Annotated in this window: 15 protein-coding genes; 6 read left to right on the top strand and 9 right to left on the bottom strand. The window is 70.0% G+C overall.

Annotated features, from left to right (window positions below):
* Window positions 1–139 precede the first annotated feature (139 nt).
* Together OG959_RS08425 and OG959_RS08420 are read right to left on the bottom strand one after the other, a co-directional pair.
* Entirely contained in the window at window positions 140–1519 is a 1380-nt protein-coding gene (locus OG959_RS08425) for an aspartate aminotransferase family protein (protein ID WP_326657597.1), read from the bottom strand.
* Window positions 1504–1995 carry an Lrp/AsnC family transcriptional regulator gene (locus OG959_RS08420; RefSeq protein WP_326657596.1) on the bottom strand — a complete coding sequence of 164 codons (492 nt, stop codon included), beginning with the start codon at window positions 1993–1995 and terminating at the stop codon, window positions 1504–1506. The genes OG959_RS08425 and OG959_RS08420 overlap by 16 nt, the downstream gene beginning before the upstream one ends.
* A gap of 178 nt (window positions 1996–2173) precedes the next feature.
* On the opposite strand from OG959_RS08420, the gene OG959_RS08415 reads away from it, so the two are divergent.
* From OG959_RS08415 to OG959_RS08405, 3 genes are all read left to right on the top strand, one after another.
* Window positions 2174–3613 (top strand): gamma-aminobutyraldehyde dehydrogenase, encoded by a 1440-nt coding sequence (locus OG959_RS08415; RefSeq protein WP_326657594.1) that lies wholly within the window; start codon window positions 2174–2176, stop codon window positions 3611–3613.
* Between the two features lie 193 nt (window positions 3614–3806).
* Window positions 3807–4970, top strand: coding sequence for an ABC transporter substrate-binding protein (locus tag OG959_RS08410; protein ID WP_326666276.1), 1164 nt, complete (start codon window positions 3807–3809; stop codon window positions 4968–4970).
* A gap of 54 nt (window positions 4971–5024) precedes the next feature.
* The gene (locus tag OG959_RS08405; RefSeq protein WP_326657593.1) at window positions 5025–5570 is read left to right on the top strand and encodes a hypothetical protein; all 546 of its coding nucleotides are present in this window, start codon (window positions 5025–5027) and stop codon (window positions 5568–5570) included.
* A gap of 1 nt (window position 5571) precedes the next feature.
* Here the strand turns inward: OG959_RS08405 and OG959_RS08400 are convergent, their stop codons facing one another.
* The 6 genes from OG959_RS08400 to OG959_RS08375 form a co-directional block, all read right to left on the bottom strand.
* On the bottom strand, window positions 5572–6774 hold the full coding sequence (locus tag OG959_RS08400) for a serine hydrolase domain-containing protein (protein ID WP_326657592.1): 1203 nt from the start codon (window positions 6772–6774) through the stop codon (window positions 5572–5574).
* 84 nt (window positions 6775–6858) lie between these two features.
* Entirely contained in the window at window positions 6859–7587 is a 729-nt protein-coding gene (locus tag OG959_RS08395) for a response regulator transcription factor (protein WP_326657590.1), read from the bottom strand.
* Window positions 7584–8783: a sensor histidine kinase gene (locus OG959_RS08390; RefSeq protein ID WP_326657588.1), complete on the bottom strand. Its 1200-nt coding sequence runs from the start codon at window positions 8781–8783 to the stop codon at window positions 7584–7586. The genes OG959_RS08395 and OG959_RS08390 overlap by 4 nt, the downstream gene beginning before the upstream one ends.
* A 12-nt stretch (window positions 8784–8795) precedes the next feature.
* Entirely contained in the window at window positions 8796–9602 is an 807-nt protein-coding gene (locus tag OG959_RS08385; RefSeq protein WP_326657586.1) for an SAM-dependent methyltransferase, read from the bottom strand.
* Between the two features lie 64 nt (window positions 9603–9666).
* A complete protein-coding gene (locus OG959_RS08380) occupies window positions 9667–10386 on the bottom strand; it encodes a glycerophosphodiester phosphodiesterase (RefSeq protein ID WP_326657584.1) in 720 nt (239 codons plus the stop codon).
* 24 nt (window positions 10387–10410) lie between these two features.
* Window positions 10411–11445, bottom strand: coding sequence for an adenosine deaminase (locus OG959_RS08375; protein WP_326657583.1), 1035 nt, complete (start codon window positions 11443–11445; stop codon window positions 10411–10413).
* Window positions 11446–11565: 120 nt separating this feature from the next.
* Here OG959_RS08375 and OG959_RS08370 point away from each other — a divergent pair, with 120 nt between their 5' ends.
* Window positions 11566–12330, top strand: coding sequence for a DUF4190 domain-containing protein (locus tag OG959_RS08370; RefSeq protein ID WP_326657581.1), 765 nt, complete (start codon window positions 11566–11568; stop codon window positions 12328–12330).
* Window positions 12331–12481: 151 nt separating this feature from the next.
* Here OG959_RS08370 and OG959_RS08365 read toward each other — a convergent pair whose 3' ends face one another.
* A complete protein-coding gene (locus OG959_RS08365; RefSeq protein WP_326657580.1) occupies window positions 12482–13060 on the bottom strand; it encodes an NADAR family protein in 579 nt (192 codons plus the stop codon).
* A 206-nt stretch (window positions 13061–13266) separates the two neighbouring features.
* On the opposite strand from OG959_RS08365, the gene OG959_RS08360 reads away from it, so the two are divergent.
* The gene (locus OG959_RS08360; RefSeq protein WP_326657579.1) at window positions 13267–14781 is read left to right on the top strand and encodes a gamma-aminobutyraldehyde dehydrogenase; all 1515 of its coding nucleotides are present in this window, start codon (window positions 13267–13269) and stop codon (window positions 14779–14781) included.
* 43 nt (window positions 14782–14824) lie between these two features.
* Window positions 14825–16075, top strand: a complete 1251-nt coding sequence (locus OG959_RS08355; RefSeq protein WP_326657577.1) for a polyamine ABC transporter substrate-binding protein — start codon at window positions 14825–14827, stop codon at window positions 16073–16075.
* Window positions 16076–16125: the final 50 nt, after the last annotated feature.

Here is a 16125-nt window from a genome sequence, read left to right as displayed (position 1 = left end):
GCCCGGGTGCGCTTCTTCCCACTCGAATGGGCGCATCCGGGCCGCGTGGACCGTATGAAATGACCGCTGGAGGGCCGTCGGGGGACGGTCAAGCGGTGGTCAAGCCGGTGCCGGCTGTTGGGCCGAAAGGCCCTAGCGGTCAGAGCTTCGTCCAGGCCTCCGTCAGGACGGACCGCAGGATGCCCTCGATCTCGTCGAACGTGGACTGGTCGGAGATCAGCGGCGGGGCGAGCTGGACGACCGGGTCGCCGCGGTCGTCGGCCCGGCAGTACAGGCCGTTGTCGTACAGCGCCTTGGAGAGGAAGCCGTACAGGACGCGCTCGGTCTCCTCGTCGGTGAACGTCTCCTTGGTGACCTTGTCCTTCACCAGCTCGATGCCGTAGAAGAAGCCGTTGCCGCGGACGTCGCCGACGATCGGCAGGTCGTGGAGCTTCTGGAGGGTGGTGAAGAAGGCGTTCTCGTTGTCGAGGACGTGCTGGTTGAGGCCCTCGCGCTCGAAGATGTCGAGGTTGGCGAGGCCGACCGCCGCGGACACCGGGTGGCCGCCGAAGGTGTAGCCGTGCAGGAAGGTGTTGTCGCCCTCGTAGAACGGCTCGGCGAGCCTGTCCGAGATGATGCAGGCACCGATCGGGGAGTAGCCCGAGGTCATGCCCTTGGCGCAGGTGATCATGTCCGGCACGTAGCCGAACTTGTCGCAGGCGAACATCGTGCCGAGGCGGCCGAAGGCGCAGATGACCTCGTCGGAGACGAGCAGCACGTCGTACTTGTCGCAGATCTCGCGGACGCGCTGGAAGTAGCCGGGCGGGGGCGGGAAGCAGCCGCCCGCGTTCTGTACGGGCTCCAGGAAGACGGCCGCGACGGTGTCCGCGCCCTCGAAGAGGATCTCCTGCTCGATCTGGTCGGCGGCCCAGCGGCCGAAGGCCTCCGGGTCGTCGCCGAAGAGCGGGGCGCGGTAGATGTTGGTGTTCGGCACCTTGTGCGCGCCGGGGACCAGCGGCTCGAAGGGGGCCTTGAGGGCCGGCAGACCGGTGATGGACAGGGCGCCCTGCGGGGTGCCGTGATAGGCGACCGCACGCGAGATGACCTTGTACTTGGTCGGCTTGCCCTTGAGCTTGAAGTACTGCTTGGCCAGCTTCCAGGCGGTCTCGACCGCCTCGCCGCCACCGGTGGTGAAGAAGACCTTGTTGAGGTCGCCCGGGGCGTAGTCCGCGAGGCGCTCGGCCAGCTCGACGGCCTTCGGGTGGGCGTAGGACCACACCGGGAAGAAGGCCAGCTCCTGGGCCTGCTTGTACGCGGCCTCGGCGAGCTCGTGACGGCCGTGGCCGGCGTTGACGACGAACAGGCCGGACAGGCCGTCGAGGTAGCGCTTGCCCTGGTCGTCGTAGATGTAGGTGCCCTCGCCACGCACGATGGTGGGAACGGGCGCGTTCTCGTAGTCCGACATGCGGGTGAAGTGCATCCACAGGTGGTCGTACGCGGTCCGGCTGAGGTCCTTGCTCACGGCTATCGGGTTCCCCACATATAGGTCTGCTTCTTGAGCTTGAGGTAGACGAAGCTCTCGGTGGAGCGCACACCGGGAATGGCCCGGATGCGTTTGTTGATCGTCTCCAGCAGGTGGTCGTCGTCCTCGCAGACGATCTCCACCATCAGGTCGAAGGAGCCCGCGGTCATCACCACGTACTCGCATTCGGTCATGGCCGTCAGGGCCTCAGCGACGGGGTCGAGGTCGCCCTCGACGTTGATCCCGACCATTGCCTGCCGCCGGAACCCCACGGTGAGCGGGTCGGTGACGGCGACGATCTGCATCACGCCCTGGTCGAGCAGCTTCTGGACGCGCTGCCGCACGGCCGCCTCGGAGAGGCCGACGGCCTTGCCGATCGCGGCGTACGGACGACGCCCGTCCTCCTGGAGCTGCTCGATGATTGCGAGGGACACGGCATCGACCGCTGGGGACGATCCGTTCCCGGTCCTGGAGTCTGCGCTGCGACTGGCCACGGAGCCACTCTGCACCGGGACTCGTCCGTCTCGCAACCCTCAATCGATGAAATTCGTTGTCGATGGCCTCGGATCACACTGAATCCGAAGTTAGCGGCGGTTGGGTATGTCGAAACCGTTACCCATGCGACTAGGCTGGACGTCTCACCCATTGGACGTGTCGACAGGAGGGGTGGTTGTGACCACCGAGGTGCGCCGTCTGCGCAACTACATCAACGGCGAGTTCCGGGACGCTGCCGACGGGCGGACCATCGATGTGGTCAACCCGGTGACGGAGGAGGTCTACGCGACCTCCCCGCTGTCCGGCGAGGCCGACGTCGATGCCGCGATGGACGCCGCCGCTGCCGCCTTCCCCGCGTGGCGTGACGTCACGCCCGCCGAGCGCCAGCGCGCCCTGCTGAAGATCGCGGACGCCTTCGAGGAGCGCGCCGAGGACCTCATCGCGGCCGAGTCCGAGAACACCGGCAAGCCGATCGGGCTGACCCGCACCGAAGAGCTCCCGCCGATGGTGGACCAGATCCGCTTCTTCGCGGGTGCCGCCCGGCTGCTGGAGGGCCGCTCGGCCGGCGAGTACATGGAGGGACTGACCTCCATCGTCCGCCGCGAACCGGTCGGAGTCTGCGCGCAGGTCGCGCCGTGGAACTACCCGATGATGATGGCCGTCTGGAAGTTCGCTCCGGCGCTCGCCGCGGGCAACACCGTCGTCATCAAGCCGTCCGACACCACCCCGGCGTCCACCGTGCTGATCGCCGAGATCATCGGGCAGATCCTGCCCAAGGGTGTCTTCAACGTCATCTGCGGCGACCGCGACACCGGCCGTGCGATGGTCGAGCACCGGACGCCGGCCATGGCCTCCATCACCGGTTCGGTCCGGGCCGGCATGCAGGTCGCCGAGTCCGCCGCCAAGGACGTCAAGCGGGTCCACCTGGAGCTCGGCGGCAAGGCTCCCGTCGTCGTCTTCGAGGACACCGACATCGCGAAGGCCGTCGAGGACATCTCGGTCGCGGGCTACTTCAACGCCGGACAGGACTGCACGGCGGCGACCCGCGTGCTCGTCCACGAGTCGATCCACGACGAGTTCGTCACCGCGCTGGCCAAGGCCGCCGCCGACACGAAGACCGGGCAGCCGGACGACGAGGACGTGCTCTACGGCCCGCTCAACAACGCCAACCAGCTCGCCCAGGTCAGCGGCTTCATCGAGCGGCTCCCCGCCCACGCCAAGGTCGAGGCCGGCGGCCACCGGGTCGGCGAGAAGGGCTACTTCTACGCCCCGACCGTCGTCTCCGGGCTCAAGCAGGACGACGAGATCATCCAGAACGAGGTCTTCGGCCCGGTCATCACCGTCCAGTCCTTCACGGACGAGGCCCAGGCCCTGGAGTGGGCGAACGGCGTCGACTACGCGCTGGCCTCCTCGGTGTGGACCAAGGACCACGGCCGCGCCATGCGGATGTCCAAGAACCTCGACTTCGGCTGTGTGTGGATCAACACCCACATCCCGCTCGTCGCCGAGATGCCGCACGGCGGGTTCAAGAAGTCCGGCTACGGCAAGGACCTCTCCGCCTACGGCTTCGAGGACTACACCCGCATCAAGCACGTCATGACCTCGCTCGACGGCTGACCTTCGCGGCATCCGTTACGGACACGGCCCCGGCGCACTGTGCGAGCGCCCGGGGCCGTATCCGTGTCCGCCCCCGCGCCGGACCCTCGACAGGGTGTGCGCAGCGGGCGGGCAGCGCTGGACGGTTGGTCCATTGCCCGCCGCACCGGCCGACCGGCATCCTGCGCAGGTGCGAGCGATCCCGAACCACCCCATGTCCCGCCGGTCCGTGCTCCGCGCCTTCGGGGCGGGAGCGGCCGGCGTCACGCTGGCCGGCTGCGGAGTCCCCGCCGCCTTCGTGGAGCCGGGTGACCGTGCCGGACGCGACTACTCCGCCGGCGATCACACCCTGCACTTCGCCAACTGGCCCCTCTACATCGACACGGACGACGAGGACGAGTCGAAGCGGCCCACCCTCGACGCGTTCAGCGAGCGGACCGGGATCTCCGTCACGTACACCGAGGAGATCAACGACAACGACGAGTTCTTCGGCAAGATCAGCCCGGCCCTGATGAACCACCAGCAGACCGGCCGCGACCTGATCGTCATCAGCGACTGGATGGCGGCGCGGTTCGTCCGGCTCGGCTGGGTCCAGGAGATGGACCGGGCGAAGCAGCCCAACGTGTCGAAGTACCTCGACCCGCAGCTGCGCTCGCCCGCCTTCGACGAGGGCCGGATGCAGAGCGTGCCCTGGCAGTCCGGCATCACCGGTATCGCGTACAACCGCAAGAGGCTCGGCCGGGAGATCAGGCACACGAGCGAGCTGTGGGCGGACGACCTGCGCGGCAAGGTCACCCTGCTGTCCGGGCTCGACGAGTCCTTCGCCCTGCTGATGCAGGGCAACGGTGTCGACATCACCCGCTGGAAGCGCGACGACTTCTACGACATCTGCGACCAGGTGGAGAAGCTGGTGAAGACCAAACACATCCGCCGCTTCACCGGCAACGACTACATCAAGGACCTCTCCACCGGAGACGTGCTCGCCTGCCAGGCCTACTCCGGTGACGTCATCCAGCTCCAGGCGGACAACCCGGACATCGAGTTCGTGGTGCCCGAGGAGGGGGCCGAGCTCTGGGCGGAATCCCTCATGATCCCCAACCTCGCCCGCCACAAGCGCAATGCGGAGAGGCTCATCGACTACTACTACGAGCCCGAGGTCGCCGCCGAGCTCGCCACCTGGGTCAACTACGTCTGCCCGGTGCCGGCCGCACGTGAGGTGCTCGCCTCCTCCAAGGACGAGGAGACCGCCGCGCTGGCGGAGGACCCGCTGATCTTCCCCGACGACGACATGCGCAAGCGGCTGGCCATCGCCCGCGACATCACGTCCGAGGAACGCACGGAGTTCGCCAAGAAGTGGAACGCCGTAGTCGGCTTGTGAATCCCTGCCGGGGGTGGCGTAAAGGGCCGGTAAACGCGGGCGTACGCTGCGGACATGAGCGAGCGACGCGCCCTGCGGAGGCGTATACGCGTGTGGTTGGCCGTCTTCATCGTCTGTCTGGTTCTGAGCGGGCTGACCGCCTTCCCGCTCGTCCACGAACTGCGCTGGGCCGAGGACCTGCTGAGCTCCCCGGCCTCGCCCGTGCCCGAGCACTTCCCGGCCCTGATGGAGTGGATCACCCGTGTCCGCACGGGGATCGACACGGCCGACGCCGAGTATCCGTTCGTGCTGTACGGCACCGACTGGCTGGCCTTCGCGCATCTCGTGATCGCGGTCGCCTTCTACGGTCCCTACCGTGATCCGGTCCGCAACATCTGGGTCATCGAATTCGGCATGATCGCCTGTGCCGGGATCGTCCCGCTCGCCCTGATCTGCGGTCCGATCCGCGACATCCCCTTCTGGTGGTCGGTCATCGACATGTCGTTCGGCTTCTTCGGGGTGATCCCCCTGCTGATCGTGCACCGCAAGATCAAGCGGCTGGAGGCCATGGAGCGGACGCCGGGGCCGGCGGCTGCCGCGGCGCCCGTCCCGGCAGCCTGAGTCACCCACCCGCCGGGGCGCCGAAGGCGGCCACCATGATGTCCCGCGCCGTGGGATTCATGTCCTTCCCCTTCGCGTCCGTCGCGTTGACGCTGTAGACGAGGGTCCGGGAGAGATCACGGGTGGCGGCGACGGCCGTGTTGTAGCCCCAGCGGCCACCCGTCTTTCCCCAGACCTCGCGCCCCCCCAGCGTCAGCACCGAGAGACCCGCGCTGTACGCGGCAGGCCCGCCCGTGCCGTACTCCCGCACCGAGGCGCCGGGCAGGGTGAACATCTCCTCCAGCAGCGCCCCGCGCACCACCTGCCCACCGAACAGTGCCCGGGTGAACCTCTCCAGATCGGCTGTGGTCGAGATCAGATCTCCCGCCGCCCAGGCGTCGCTCGCCCCCCACACCGTCACGTCGCGGAGCTCGCCCTCCGTACCGAATATCTGGTACCCGCGGTTGTGCCGTCCGCGTATCGACGGATCGGTGCCGGGGAAGAAGGTGTCCTTGAGACGCAGTGGCTCCAGGACGCGACGCGAGACCTGGGAGGCGTATGTGTCACCCGTCACCCGCTCGATGAGCAGGCCCGCCACCGTGTAGCCGATGTTGGCGTAGTGCTGCTGGGTGCCGGGCGCGAAGTCCGGCCGGTGCGCGGTGGTTTCGCGCACCACCTCCGCCGGGTCGGTCAGGTCGAACCGGTGCTCGTACCAGTCCTCCACCGTGTCGCCGTTGCCCGGGTCGACGGACGGAAGGCCGCTCGTGTGGTTCAGCAGCTGGCGCACCGTGACCTTCCCGTACGTCGCCGGGATCAGGTCGGGCAGGTAGTGCCGGACCGGGCGGTCCAGGCCGATCCTGCCCTCCCCGGCCAGCTGGAGGACCACGGCCGCCGTGAAGACCTTGGTGACCGAACCGGCCCGGAATCGCCCCGCCGGATCCGCCGGCCGCCCGGACACCAGGTCGTGGACGCCGGCGCTGCCCCGCCAGACACCCCCGGTGCCCGAGACGCGCACCAGCGCGGCCGTGGCGTCGTCCGACGGGACTCCGCTGATCGCTGCCCGCAGCGCCTCGGCCTCCGACGCTCCGACGGGCGATGACCACCGGCCGGCCGGGCCGGACACCGGCGACGCGACCGCCGCCAGGGCCGGTGAGGCGGCGGGGCCCGCGGCGATACCGAGGAGCAGGGCGGCCGCGATGACGGTGCGGGACGTGCGGGCGTTCATGTCCGGTGCCTCCTGGGCGTGGAATCCGGTGGAGTCCTCAACTGCTGTCGGAATCCATCCTGTTCATCCACGCATCCGGGCGGATCACCCGAGCGGGGGTTTCCTCGGGGGAGGCCTTCTCCCCTGCGCGGGGGAGGAGCCTTCGGGCCCTCCCTCCGCAGAGGGAGAGACGACACCGCACTCGTACGCGCAGATCACCGCCTGGATCCGGTCACGCAGACCCAGTTTGGACAGCACGTTGCCGACATGCGTCTTCACCGTGTGCTCGCTGACGACCAGCTCCGCCGCGATTTCCGCGTTCGACAGCCCGCGCGCCAGATGGAGCAGCGTCTCGTGTTCCCGCGTGGTCAGCACGTCCAGGCGCGCGGACGGCTCCACCGCCGCGGCGGGCGGCCGCGAGGTGTATTCGGCGATGAGCCGGCGCGCCACCGAGGGCGCCAGCAGCGAGTCCCCGGCCGCCACCACGCGTACCGCGTGCACCAGATCGTCCCGGCGGACGTCCTTGAGCAGGAAGCCGCTCGCCCCTGCGTGCAGAGCTTCGTAGACGTACTCGTCCGAGTCGAACGTGGTCAGCATGACCGTCCGGCAACCGCTCCCGGCCGTGATGGTGCGGCAGGCCTCGATGCCGTCCGTTCCGGGCATCCGGATGTCGAGCAGCGCCACCTCGGGGGCCAGCCGCCGCACGGCCTCGACGGCCGCGGCGCCGTCACCTGCCTCGGCCACCACCTCGATGTCCGGTTGCGCGTCCAGGATCATCGCGAAGCCGCTGCGCACCAGCTCCTGGTCGTCGGCGACCACCACGCGGATCGTCACTGCTCCACTCCTGTCCGTCGTGCCGTCGCTGATTCCGGCCGCGGGTGCGGGATCGTCACCGCGACCCGGAAGCCACGGCCGTCCGGACCGGGGCCGGTGCGGGCCGTGCCCCCGTGCGCGGCGGCACGCTCCCGGATGCCGGTCAGCCCCAGCCCCGATCCACCGCCGGGGCCGCGCCCGTCATCGGTGACCGTCAGGCTCAACGCCTCGCGCCCGTGCTCCAGCCGCACCCGGACCGAGGCCGCGCCGGCATGCCGGACCACGTTCGTCAGGGCTTCCTGCACGATCCGGTAGACGGTGGCCTCGACCGCCGGGCCCGGTGGCCGGCCGTCGCCCGTGACCTCGTACGAGACCGCCGGACCGCCCGCCCGCACCCGCTCCACCAGGCCGGGCAACCCGTCCAGCAGGGGCTGGGGCTCGCGGGGCGCGTCCGGTTCTCCCTCGCCGTCGCGCAGCACGCCGAGCATCCGGCGCAGCTGCACCATGGCGTCCCGGCCCGCCTCCGAGATCGCGTCGAAGGCGGCCTCGGCACGTTCCGGAGCCGTACGGACCGCCACCGGGCCGGCTTTGGCCTGCACGATCATCAGGCTCACGGCATGGGACAGGACGTCGTGCATCTCCCGGGCGATCCGGGCCCGTTCACGGGCTGCGGCCTGCTCCGCCTCGATTAGGTGCGTCAGCTCCAGCTGGCGGGCCCGGTCCTCCACCGCCCGCAGATACGCCTTGCGTGTCACGGCGAGCCGGCCGAAGGCGTAGGCCGCGGCGAACACGAACAGGGAGAAGAGCAGCTCCCTCAGCGCGTCGCTGTCGAACCCGACGGAGACCAGGACCGCCAGCGTCGTGAGCAGCGCGATCCCGGTCCGCTTCGGCGGCGAGGAGAGCTCGGCCACCGTGTAGAACGCCACGAGGCCGGTGTACGGGAGCGGCTGGCCCGGGCCGTCGACGGCGAACTTGTACAGTCCGCCGGCCACGAGCACGGCGAGGAGGACCGCGACCGGCGCCCGGCGGCGGGCGACCAGCGGCAGCACCATCAGGGTGGTCAGCCCGTACGTCGCCCACGTCGCCTCCGGCAGATCGGGGCCGCGTGGCACGACGAACGGCATGGTCATGGCGGCCTGGACCAGCAGCGCGATCAGGAGGTCGACCGTGCCGGGACCGGCCCGCCCCGCTCGCGCGGTGAGGTCGCGTATGCGCATCGGGCGGCGCCGTCAGGGCTTCCGCGCCACCGCGCCGAACTGGGCGACCTCCGCCCCGGCCGGGCCGGGACCGGGGCGCCAGCGCGCACACGAGACGATGCCCGGATCCAGGATGTCCAGCCCGTCCAGGAACGCGGCGAACTCGAAACGGCCGCGGGCGGTGATCGGGGGAGTGGCGTTCTCGTTCCAGAACCGCATCGCCGCCTCGTTGCCCTCGCCGCCCAGCTCCAGCGTGGGGTGGGTGAGGACCAGATAGCTGCCGGACGGCACCGCGGCCATCAACTGCCGCACGATCCGCAGCGCCTCGTCCGTGTCGAGGACGAAGTTCAGGATGCCCAGCAGCATGACCGCGACCGGGCGCTCCAGATCGAGGGTGGGCTGCGCGGCCCGCAGGATCCGGTCCGGGTGACGGGCGTCCGCGTCGATGTACTCGGTCGCGCCCTCCGGTGAACTGGTGAGCAGCGAGCGGGCGTGCGCCAGGACGATGGGGTCGTTGTCGACGTAGACGACGCGGGCGTCGGGCGCGGTGTGCTGGGCCACCTCATGGGTGTTGTCCGCCGTCGGCAGGCCGGTGCCTATGTCCAGGAACTGGCCGATGCCCGCGTCGCCGGCCAGGTGCCGCACCACCCGGCCGAGGAACGCCCGGTCCGCCCGGGCCACTTCGCCGATGCTCGGATACATGCCGGTGACCTGGTCACCGACGGTCCGGTCCACCGGGAAGTGATCCTTGCCGCCGAGCCAGTAGTTCCACACGCGGGCGTTGTGGGCGACGTCGGAACGGACGCGGGCGGGAACGGAATTGCTGCGGGGGGCGGTCACGTCTGGCTCCTTGGCGCCGGCCTGGCATCAGGACGATGAGGTCCCGTCCATGATGCCGGACCGGTCAAGATCCCTGAGACGTGGTGGAGTTGAGGATCACCTTGTGCAGGACGTCGATCCGGTTGGTGGTGATCGAGTCCACGCCCTGCCGGATCAGCCGGCGCATCGTGCGGCCGGTGTCCGCCGTCCACGCCGACACCAGCAGCCCGTCACGGTGGTTGCGGTCCGTCAGCTCCCGGCTCACCAGGCCGAACCGGTAGTTCAGCCAGCGCGGCCGCACCGCGTCGAGCAGGGCCGCCCGGGGCGGGGCCAGTGTCGTCCAGGTCATGGCGATCTCGGCGGACGGGTCGGCGGCCCGCACCCTCAGCATCGCCTCGGGCCCCGCGCAGTAGTAGGCGCGTTCACCGGCCCCGCACTCACGGACCACGCCGACGGTCCCGCGGACGGAATCGGCCGTGGACCCGGGCAGGTCGAGCATGAGGCGGTGCGCCCCGGCGACGAGCAACGCCTCGCGCAGGGTGGGCACCGCGCCCTCGGTCCGCTCGGTCAGCTCCTGGTGCGTGAGCCGGTCCAGCCGCACGTCATGACCCCAGAGCCGCTCCAGCGTGGCGTCGTGCAGCAGGACCGGTACGCCGTCGCGGGTGACCCGGACGTCGATCTCGACCGCGTCCGCCCCCCGTTCGATGGCGGAGCGGATCGAGAGGAGGGTGTTCTCGCGGACGCGGTAGGGATCTCCGCGGTGCGCGACGGCGGTGACAGAGGTGACAGGAGTGACAGTGGCCATGGGGCCATTGTCACCACTGAGGGGTCACCGGCCGGTGTGCTCCAGCCAGTCCGTCGTGTACGTGTCGATCTCGGCGGCCAGCGTGCGCTTGCCTGCCGCGTCGAGGAAGGACGCCTCGACGGCGTTCTTCGCGAGCGCCGCGAGGCCCCGCTCGTCGAGTCCCAGCAGGCGGGCAGCCACCCCGTACTCACTGTTGAGGTCGGTACCGAACATCGGCGGGTCGTCGCTGTTGATGGTGACCAGGACACCGGCCTCCACCATCTCCTTCACCGGGTGCTGCTCGATGTCCGTGACGGCCCGGGTCGCGATGTTGGAGGTGGGGCACACCTCCAGGGCGATGCGGTGCTCGGCGAGGTGGGCCAGCAGCTTCGGGTCGCGGACCGAACTGGTGCCGTGGCCGATGCGCTCGGCCCGCAGCGAGGTCAGCGCGTCCCAGATCGTCTGCGGTCCCGTGGTCTCCCCGGCGTGCGGCACGGAGTGCAGGCCCTCGGCGATCGCCCGGTCGAAGTAGGGCTTGAACTGCGGGCGGTCCACGCCGATCTCCGGGCCGCCGAGACCGAAGGAGACGAGCCCCTCCGGCCGCAGGTCCACGGCGAGGCGGGTGGTCTCCTCGGCGGCCTCCAGACCTGCCTCGCCCGGAATGTCGAAGCACCAGCGCAGGACGACCCCGAGCTCGGACTCGGCGGCCTTGCGGGCGTCCTCGATGGCCTCCATGAAGGCCTGTTCGGGGATGCCGCGGCGGGTGGAGGAGAAGGGGGTGACGGTCAGCTCCGCGTAACGGATGTTCTGCCGCGCCATGTCCCGGGCCACCTCGAACGTCAGCAGCCGGACGTCCTCCGGGGTGCGGATCAGGTCCACGACCGAGAGGTACACGTCGATGAAGTGGCCGAAGTCGGTGAAGGTGAAGTAGTCGGCCAGCGCCTCGGGGGCGGTGGGGACCTTGGAGTCGGGGTGGTGCGCGGCCAGTTCGGCGACGATGCGGGGTGAGGCCGAGCCGACATGGTGGACATGGAGCTCGGCCTTGGGCAGCCCCGCGATGAAGGGGTGCAGATCGGTCATCGGATCCTCCGGGGGCAGGGGTGGTACGGGGCCCGGTATGACAGGGAACCGGGCAGGGGACGGGAGTCATCGTAGGACGGGGTGGCCCGTAGCATGACGGCATCACGATGGGGGAGGCCCATGTCAGACAGCTCAGAACGGCCCGCGGACGGGTCCGCGCCGCGCGATCCGTGGGCTCCGCCGGACGCCAAGGTGCCGTTGGCCAAGAACACCGGCGACACCCGTCCGCAGACGGACGCGGGCACCGGGCATCCGGGGCCGCCGCCCGTGCACGATCAGCAGACGGTCACGTCGATGCCGAACTCCGGGACGGGCCCCATACCCACGGCCGGTTTCGGCCCGCCCGGCCAGGGACAGCCGGCCGGCCCCTGGCAGGACCCAGGGACGGTGCCGCCACCGCCGGTCGGTCCGAACGGTCCCGGTCAGGCGGCCCCGCCGCCCGCGGGACAGTACGGCTACCCGGCCCCGCCGCAGTACGGCTACCCGGTCCCGCCGGCCCCGCAGTACGGCGGCTACCCGGGCTACGGCGGCCAGCCGGCGTGGGGCGCGGGGCCCGCCAACGGCATGGGCACGGCGTCGATGGTGCTGGGAATCCTCGCCGTCTGCCTGTTCTGCATCTACGGCATCCCCAGTCTCGTTCTGGGGACGCTCGCGCTGATCTTCGGCATCATCGGCCGCAAGCGGGCCGCGCGCGGGGAGGCGGACAACGCCGGCCAGGCGCTGGCCGGGCTCATCCTGGGGTCCGTCGGCATCGCCATCGGCGTCATCATCATCGGTGGCCTCATCTGGCTCTTCGCGACGCACGCGGAGGAGTTCGACGACGACACCACCTACGGCGACGACAACACCTACGGGACATCCCTCGTCATCGAGGATGCGCGGTGACGTCCCCGGTCGTCGCGGGCGCGCGATGACATCCTTCGTCGTCGAGGGCGCGTAACGGCATCCCCGGTCCCCGGCTCTGCCCGGTGAACGGCCGGGTATCGGGGCCCGCGGGGGGTGTGGAGCACATTCCACACCCCCCGCGGGCCCCCTTTCATATGCTGTCCGCGCCGTCCCGCAGCGCGGCCCGCGCCTCCATCAGCGCGAACCCCAGCAGATTCAGGCCCCGCCAGGTCGCCGGGTCCTCCGCGCGCGGGTCGTCCGCCGTGAGACCGATGCCCCAGATCCGGTCCATCGGGCTCGCCTCGACCAGCACCCGGTCGCCCGTGCCCAGCAGGAATCCGCCCAGCTCCGCGTTCTGGCCGAACTTGTGGAAGCTGCCCTCGACCACCAGCCGGAACCGCTCGCGCTCCCACACGTTCCCGTCGAAGTCGCGGACCAGCCGGCCCACCTTCTTCGCCTCGGCCGGGCTCTTCGCCGCCACCGCCCGCTCCGCGGCCTCCGCGTCACCGAACAGCCTCGCCTTGCCGGCCATCATCCAGTGCTCGGCCGACGCGTACGTCACCCCGTCGACCGTGAACGGCGAGGGCCACCACTGACTGAGGCAGCTCGCACCGATCCGGCCGTCCGGGCGCGGCCGGTGCCCCCAGAACAGCAGGTACTTCACCCTGTCGCCCGCACCGGCCCGCGACACGAGCCCGCCGACATCCCGGACATCCCCGATGTGTTCCATGACACGCGAGTCTGGCATCCGCCACTGACACTCCGTACGCGGAAGTCCGCACCGACACGACACATGGTCGACAGATTCCGTCGCGTAACCAAAAGGCAACAACGGAATCACTTGTTGGGCTCGGTCTCCTCTGCCAGGATCGGCACTCAAATCGAGCAGAAGCTACGCCGCCCCCGGTCTGCGGGGCAGCGGCGGAGGAGAGCGTGATGGGCAACAGCTTCCAGGTGCAGGACCGCTTCGCGGACGGCGCGCAGTACATCGGCGGAAGGCTGCGGTCCGGCACATCAGGACAGAGTCACGAGGTGGTGGATCCGGCCACCGGCGACACCGTGTACACCTACGAGCTGGCCGGAACCGCGGACGTGGACGCGGCCGTCGCGGCGGCACGCGAGGCGTTCCCCGGCTGGTCCGGAGCGACCCCGGCCGAGCGGTCCGAGGCCATGCACCGCTTCGCCGCCGTGCTCGCGGAGCAGGCGGACGACTTCGCGTACGCGGAGTCCCTCCAGTGCGGCAAGCCGCTCAAGCTCTCGACCGAGTTCGACGTCCCCGGCACGGTCGACAACACGTCCTTCTTCGCCGGTGCCGCCCGCCATCTGGAGGGGAAGTCCGCCGCCGAGTACGACGGCGACCACACCTCGTACGTACGGCGTGAGGCGATCGGTGTCATCGGATCCATCGCCCCCTGGAACTACCCGCTCCAGATGGCTGCCTGGAAGGTCCTCCCGGCCATCGCCGCGGGCAACACCATCGTCCTCAAGCCCGCCGAGATCACCCCGCTGACCTCGTTGATGTTCGCGCAGGCGGCCACCGAGGCGGGCATCCCGGACGGCGTGATCAACATCGTCACCGGCGCCGGCAAGGACGCGGGCGAGCACCTCGTCGGGCACCCGGACGTCGTGATGACCTCGTTCACCGGCTCCACCGCCGTCGGCAGGCGCGTCGCGGAGATCGCCACCTCCACCGTCAAGCGCCTCCACCTCGAACTCGGCGGCAAGGCCCCCTTCGTGGTCTTCGACGACGCCGACCTGGAGGCCGCGGTCAACGGAGCCGTGGCCGGTTCCCTCATCAACACCGGCCAGGACTGCACGGCGGCCACCCGCGCCTACGTCCAGCGTCCGCTCTACGACGCCTTCGTCCAGGGCGTCGCGGCACTGATGGAGACGGTCCGCCTCGGTGACCCGTTCGACGCGAAGACCGACCTCGGCCCGCTGATCAGCCACGCCCAGCGCGACCGGGTCGCCGGCTTCGTCGAGCGCGCCCGCGCCTACGCCACCGTCGTCACCGGTGGCGAGGCCCCCGGCGGCGCACTGGCGGAGGGCGCCTACTACCGGCCGACCCTGGTCGCCGGGGCCGCGCAGGACAGCGAGATCGTCCAGGCCGAGATTTTCGGCCCGGTCCTGGTCGTGCTGCCCTTCGACACCGACGACGAGGGCATCGCCCTCGCCAACGACACCCCCTACGGACTCGCGGCCTCCGCCTGGACCCGCGACCTGTACCGGGCCAATCGCGCCACCCGCGAGATCAAGGCGGGCTGCGTGTGGATCAACGACCACATTCCGATCATCAGCGAGATGCCGCACGGCGGCTACAAGGCCAGCGGCTTCGGCAAGGACATGTCGTCGTACTCCTTCGAGGAGTACACGCAGGTCAAGCACGTGATGTACGACAACACCGCGGTCGCCCGGAAGGACTGGCACCGCACGATCTTCGGGGACCGATAACCCGGCCGGTCCGGCCGCATACCCACCCGAAAGGGCAACGCGTATGGAGCAGTACGAGCCCGAGCGACTCTCGGCGGCCCAGCTGGCCGCGATGCGCCGGAGCCTGACCAACGGCAGGGGCGCCCTCACCCGCCGATCGCTGCTGCGCGCCTCAGGCATGGGCGCCCTCGCGATCGGCGGTCTGGGGACGCTGAGCGCGTGCGGCATCCCGCCCGCCAAACGCGAGGGCGACGCGGCAGAGGCCTCGGACGACCACTCGGCCAAGGAGAAGCAGGTCAACTTCTCCAACTGGACCGAGTACATGGACGTCAGCGAGGACGAGAAGCACCGGCCCACCCTGGACGGGTTCACCGAACGCACCGGGATCAAGGTGAAGTACACCGAGGACATCAACGACAACGTCGAGTTCTTCGGGAAGATCAAACCGCAGCTGGCGGCCGGCCAGGACACCGGCCGCGACCTGATCATCGTCACCGACTGGCTGGCCGCCCGCATCATCCGGCTCGGCTGGGCCCAGAAGCTCGACCCGGTGAACCTGCCGCACGCGTTCGCCAACCTCTCACCCCAGTTCCGCACCCCCGACTGGGACCCGGGCCGCGCCTACTCCTACCCCTGGACCGGCATCCCGACCGTCATCGCGTACAACTCCAAGGCGACCGGCGGCCGCAAGGTCGACTCCGTGACGCAGCTGCTCGACGACCCCACCCTCAAGGGCCGGGTCGCGTTCCTCTCCGAGATGCGCGACTCCGTCGGGATGACCCTGCTCGACATGGGCAAGGACCCGGGGAAGTTCACCGACGCCGACTACGACGCCGCGATAGGCCGGATGCAGAAGGGCGTCGACAAGAACCAGATACGCCGCTTCACAGGCAACGACTACACCGCCGACCTGGACAAGGGCGACATCGCCGCGTGCGTCGCCTGGGCCGGTGACATCATCCAGCTGCAGGCCGGCAACCCGGACATCAAGTTCGCCATCCCGGCCGCCGGATACATCACCTCCAGCGACAACATGCTGGTCCCGGCCAAGGCCCGGCACAAGACCAACGCCGAGAAGCTCATGGACTACTACTACGAGCCCCCGGTCGCCGCCCAGCTCGCCGCGTACATCAACTACGTCTGCCCGGTCGACGGGGTCCGCGAGGAACTCGCCAGGATCGACAAGGCGATGGCCGCCAACACGCTGATCCTCCCGGACAAGGCGATGGCCGCCAGGTCGCACGCCTTCCGCTCCCTGAGCGCCGAGGAAGAGACGGCGTACGAGGAGAAGTTCGCCAAGCTCATCGGCGCCTGACCGCCAACGCCACGCCCTCCCTCCCCTGATCTCCCTCTGACACCACTGGG

This window comes from Streptomyces sp. NBC_00385 (assembly GCF_035917155.1).
GTDB classification, from domain to species: domain Bacteria; phylum Actinomycetota; class Actinomycetes; order Streptomycetales; family Streptomycetaceae; genus Streptomyces; species Streptomyces poriferorum.
The sequence above is the reverse complement of the archived record's forward strand: the minus strand, read 5'-3'. Positions and strand labels throughout refer to the sequence as shown.

Bases quoted from the DNA above. Each gene is read 5' to 3' on its own strand.
- OG959_RS08355 (WP_326657577.1), top strand. From the start codon at position 14,825: ATGGAGCAGTACGAGCCCGAGCGACTCTCGGCGGCCCAGCTGGCCGCG.
- OG959_RS08410 (WP_326666276.1), top strand. From the start codon at position 3,807: ATGTCCCGCCGGTCCGTGCTCCGCGCCTTCGGGGCGGGAGCGGCCGGC.
- OG959_RS08400 (WP_326657592.1), bottom strand. From the start codon at position 6,774: ATGAACGCCCGCACGTCCCGCACCGTCATCGCGGCCGCCCTGCTCCTC.
- OG959_RS08360 (WP_326657579.1), top strand. From the start codon at position 13,267: ATGGGCAACAGCTTCCAGGTGCAGGACCGCTTCGCGGACGGCGCGCAG.
- OG959_RS08365 (WP_326657580.1), bottom strand. From the start codon at position 13,060: ATGGAACACATCGGGGATGTCCGGGATGTCGGCGGGCTCGTGTCGCGG.
- OG959_RS08405 (WP_326657593.1), top strand. From the start codon at position 5,025: ATGAGCGAGCGACGCGCCCTGCGGAGGCGTATACGCGTGTGGTTGGCC.
- OG959_RS08390 (WP_326657588.1), bottom strand. From the start codon at position 8,783: ATGCGCATACGCGACCTCACCGCGCGAGCGGGGCGGGCCGGTCCCGGC.
- OG959_RS08375 (WP_326657583.1), bottom strand. From the start codon at position 11,445: ATGACCGATCTGCACCCCTTCATCGCGGGGCTGCCCAAGGCCGAGCTC.
- OG959_RS08380 (WP_326657584.1), bottom strand. From the start codon at position 10,386: ATGGCCACTGTCACTCCTGTCACCTCTGTCACCGCCGTCGCGCACCGC.
- OG959_RS08370 (WP_326657581.1), top strand. From the start codon at position 11,566: ATGTCAGACAGCTCAGAACGGCCCGCGGACGGGTCCGCGCCGCGCGAT.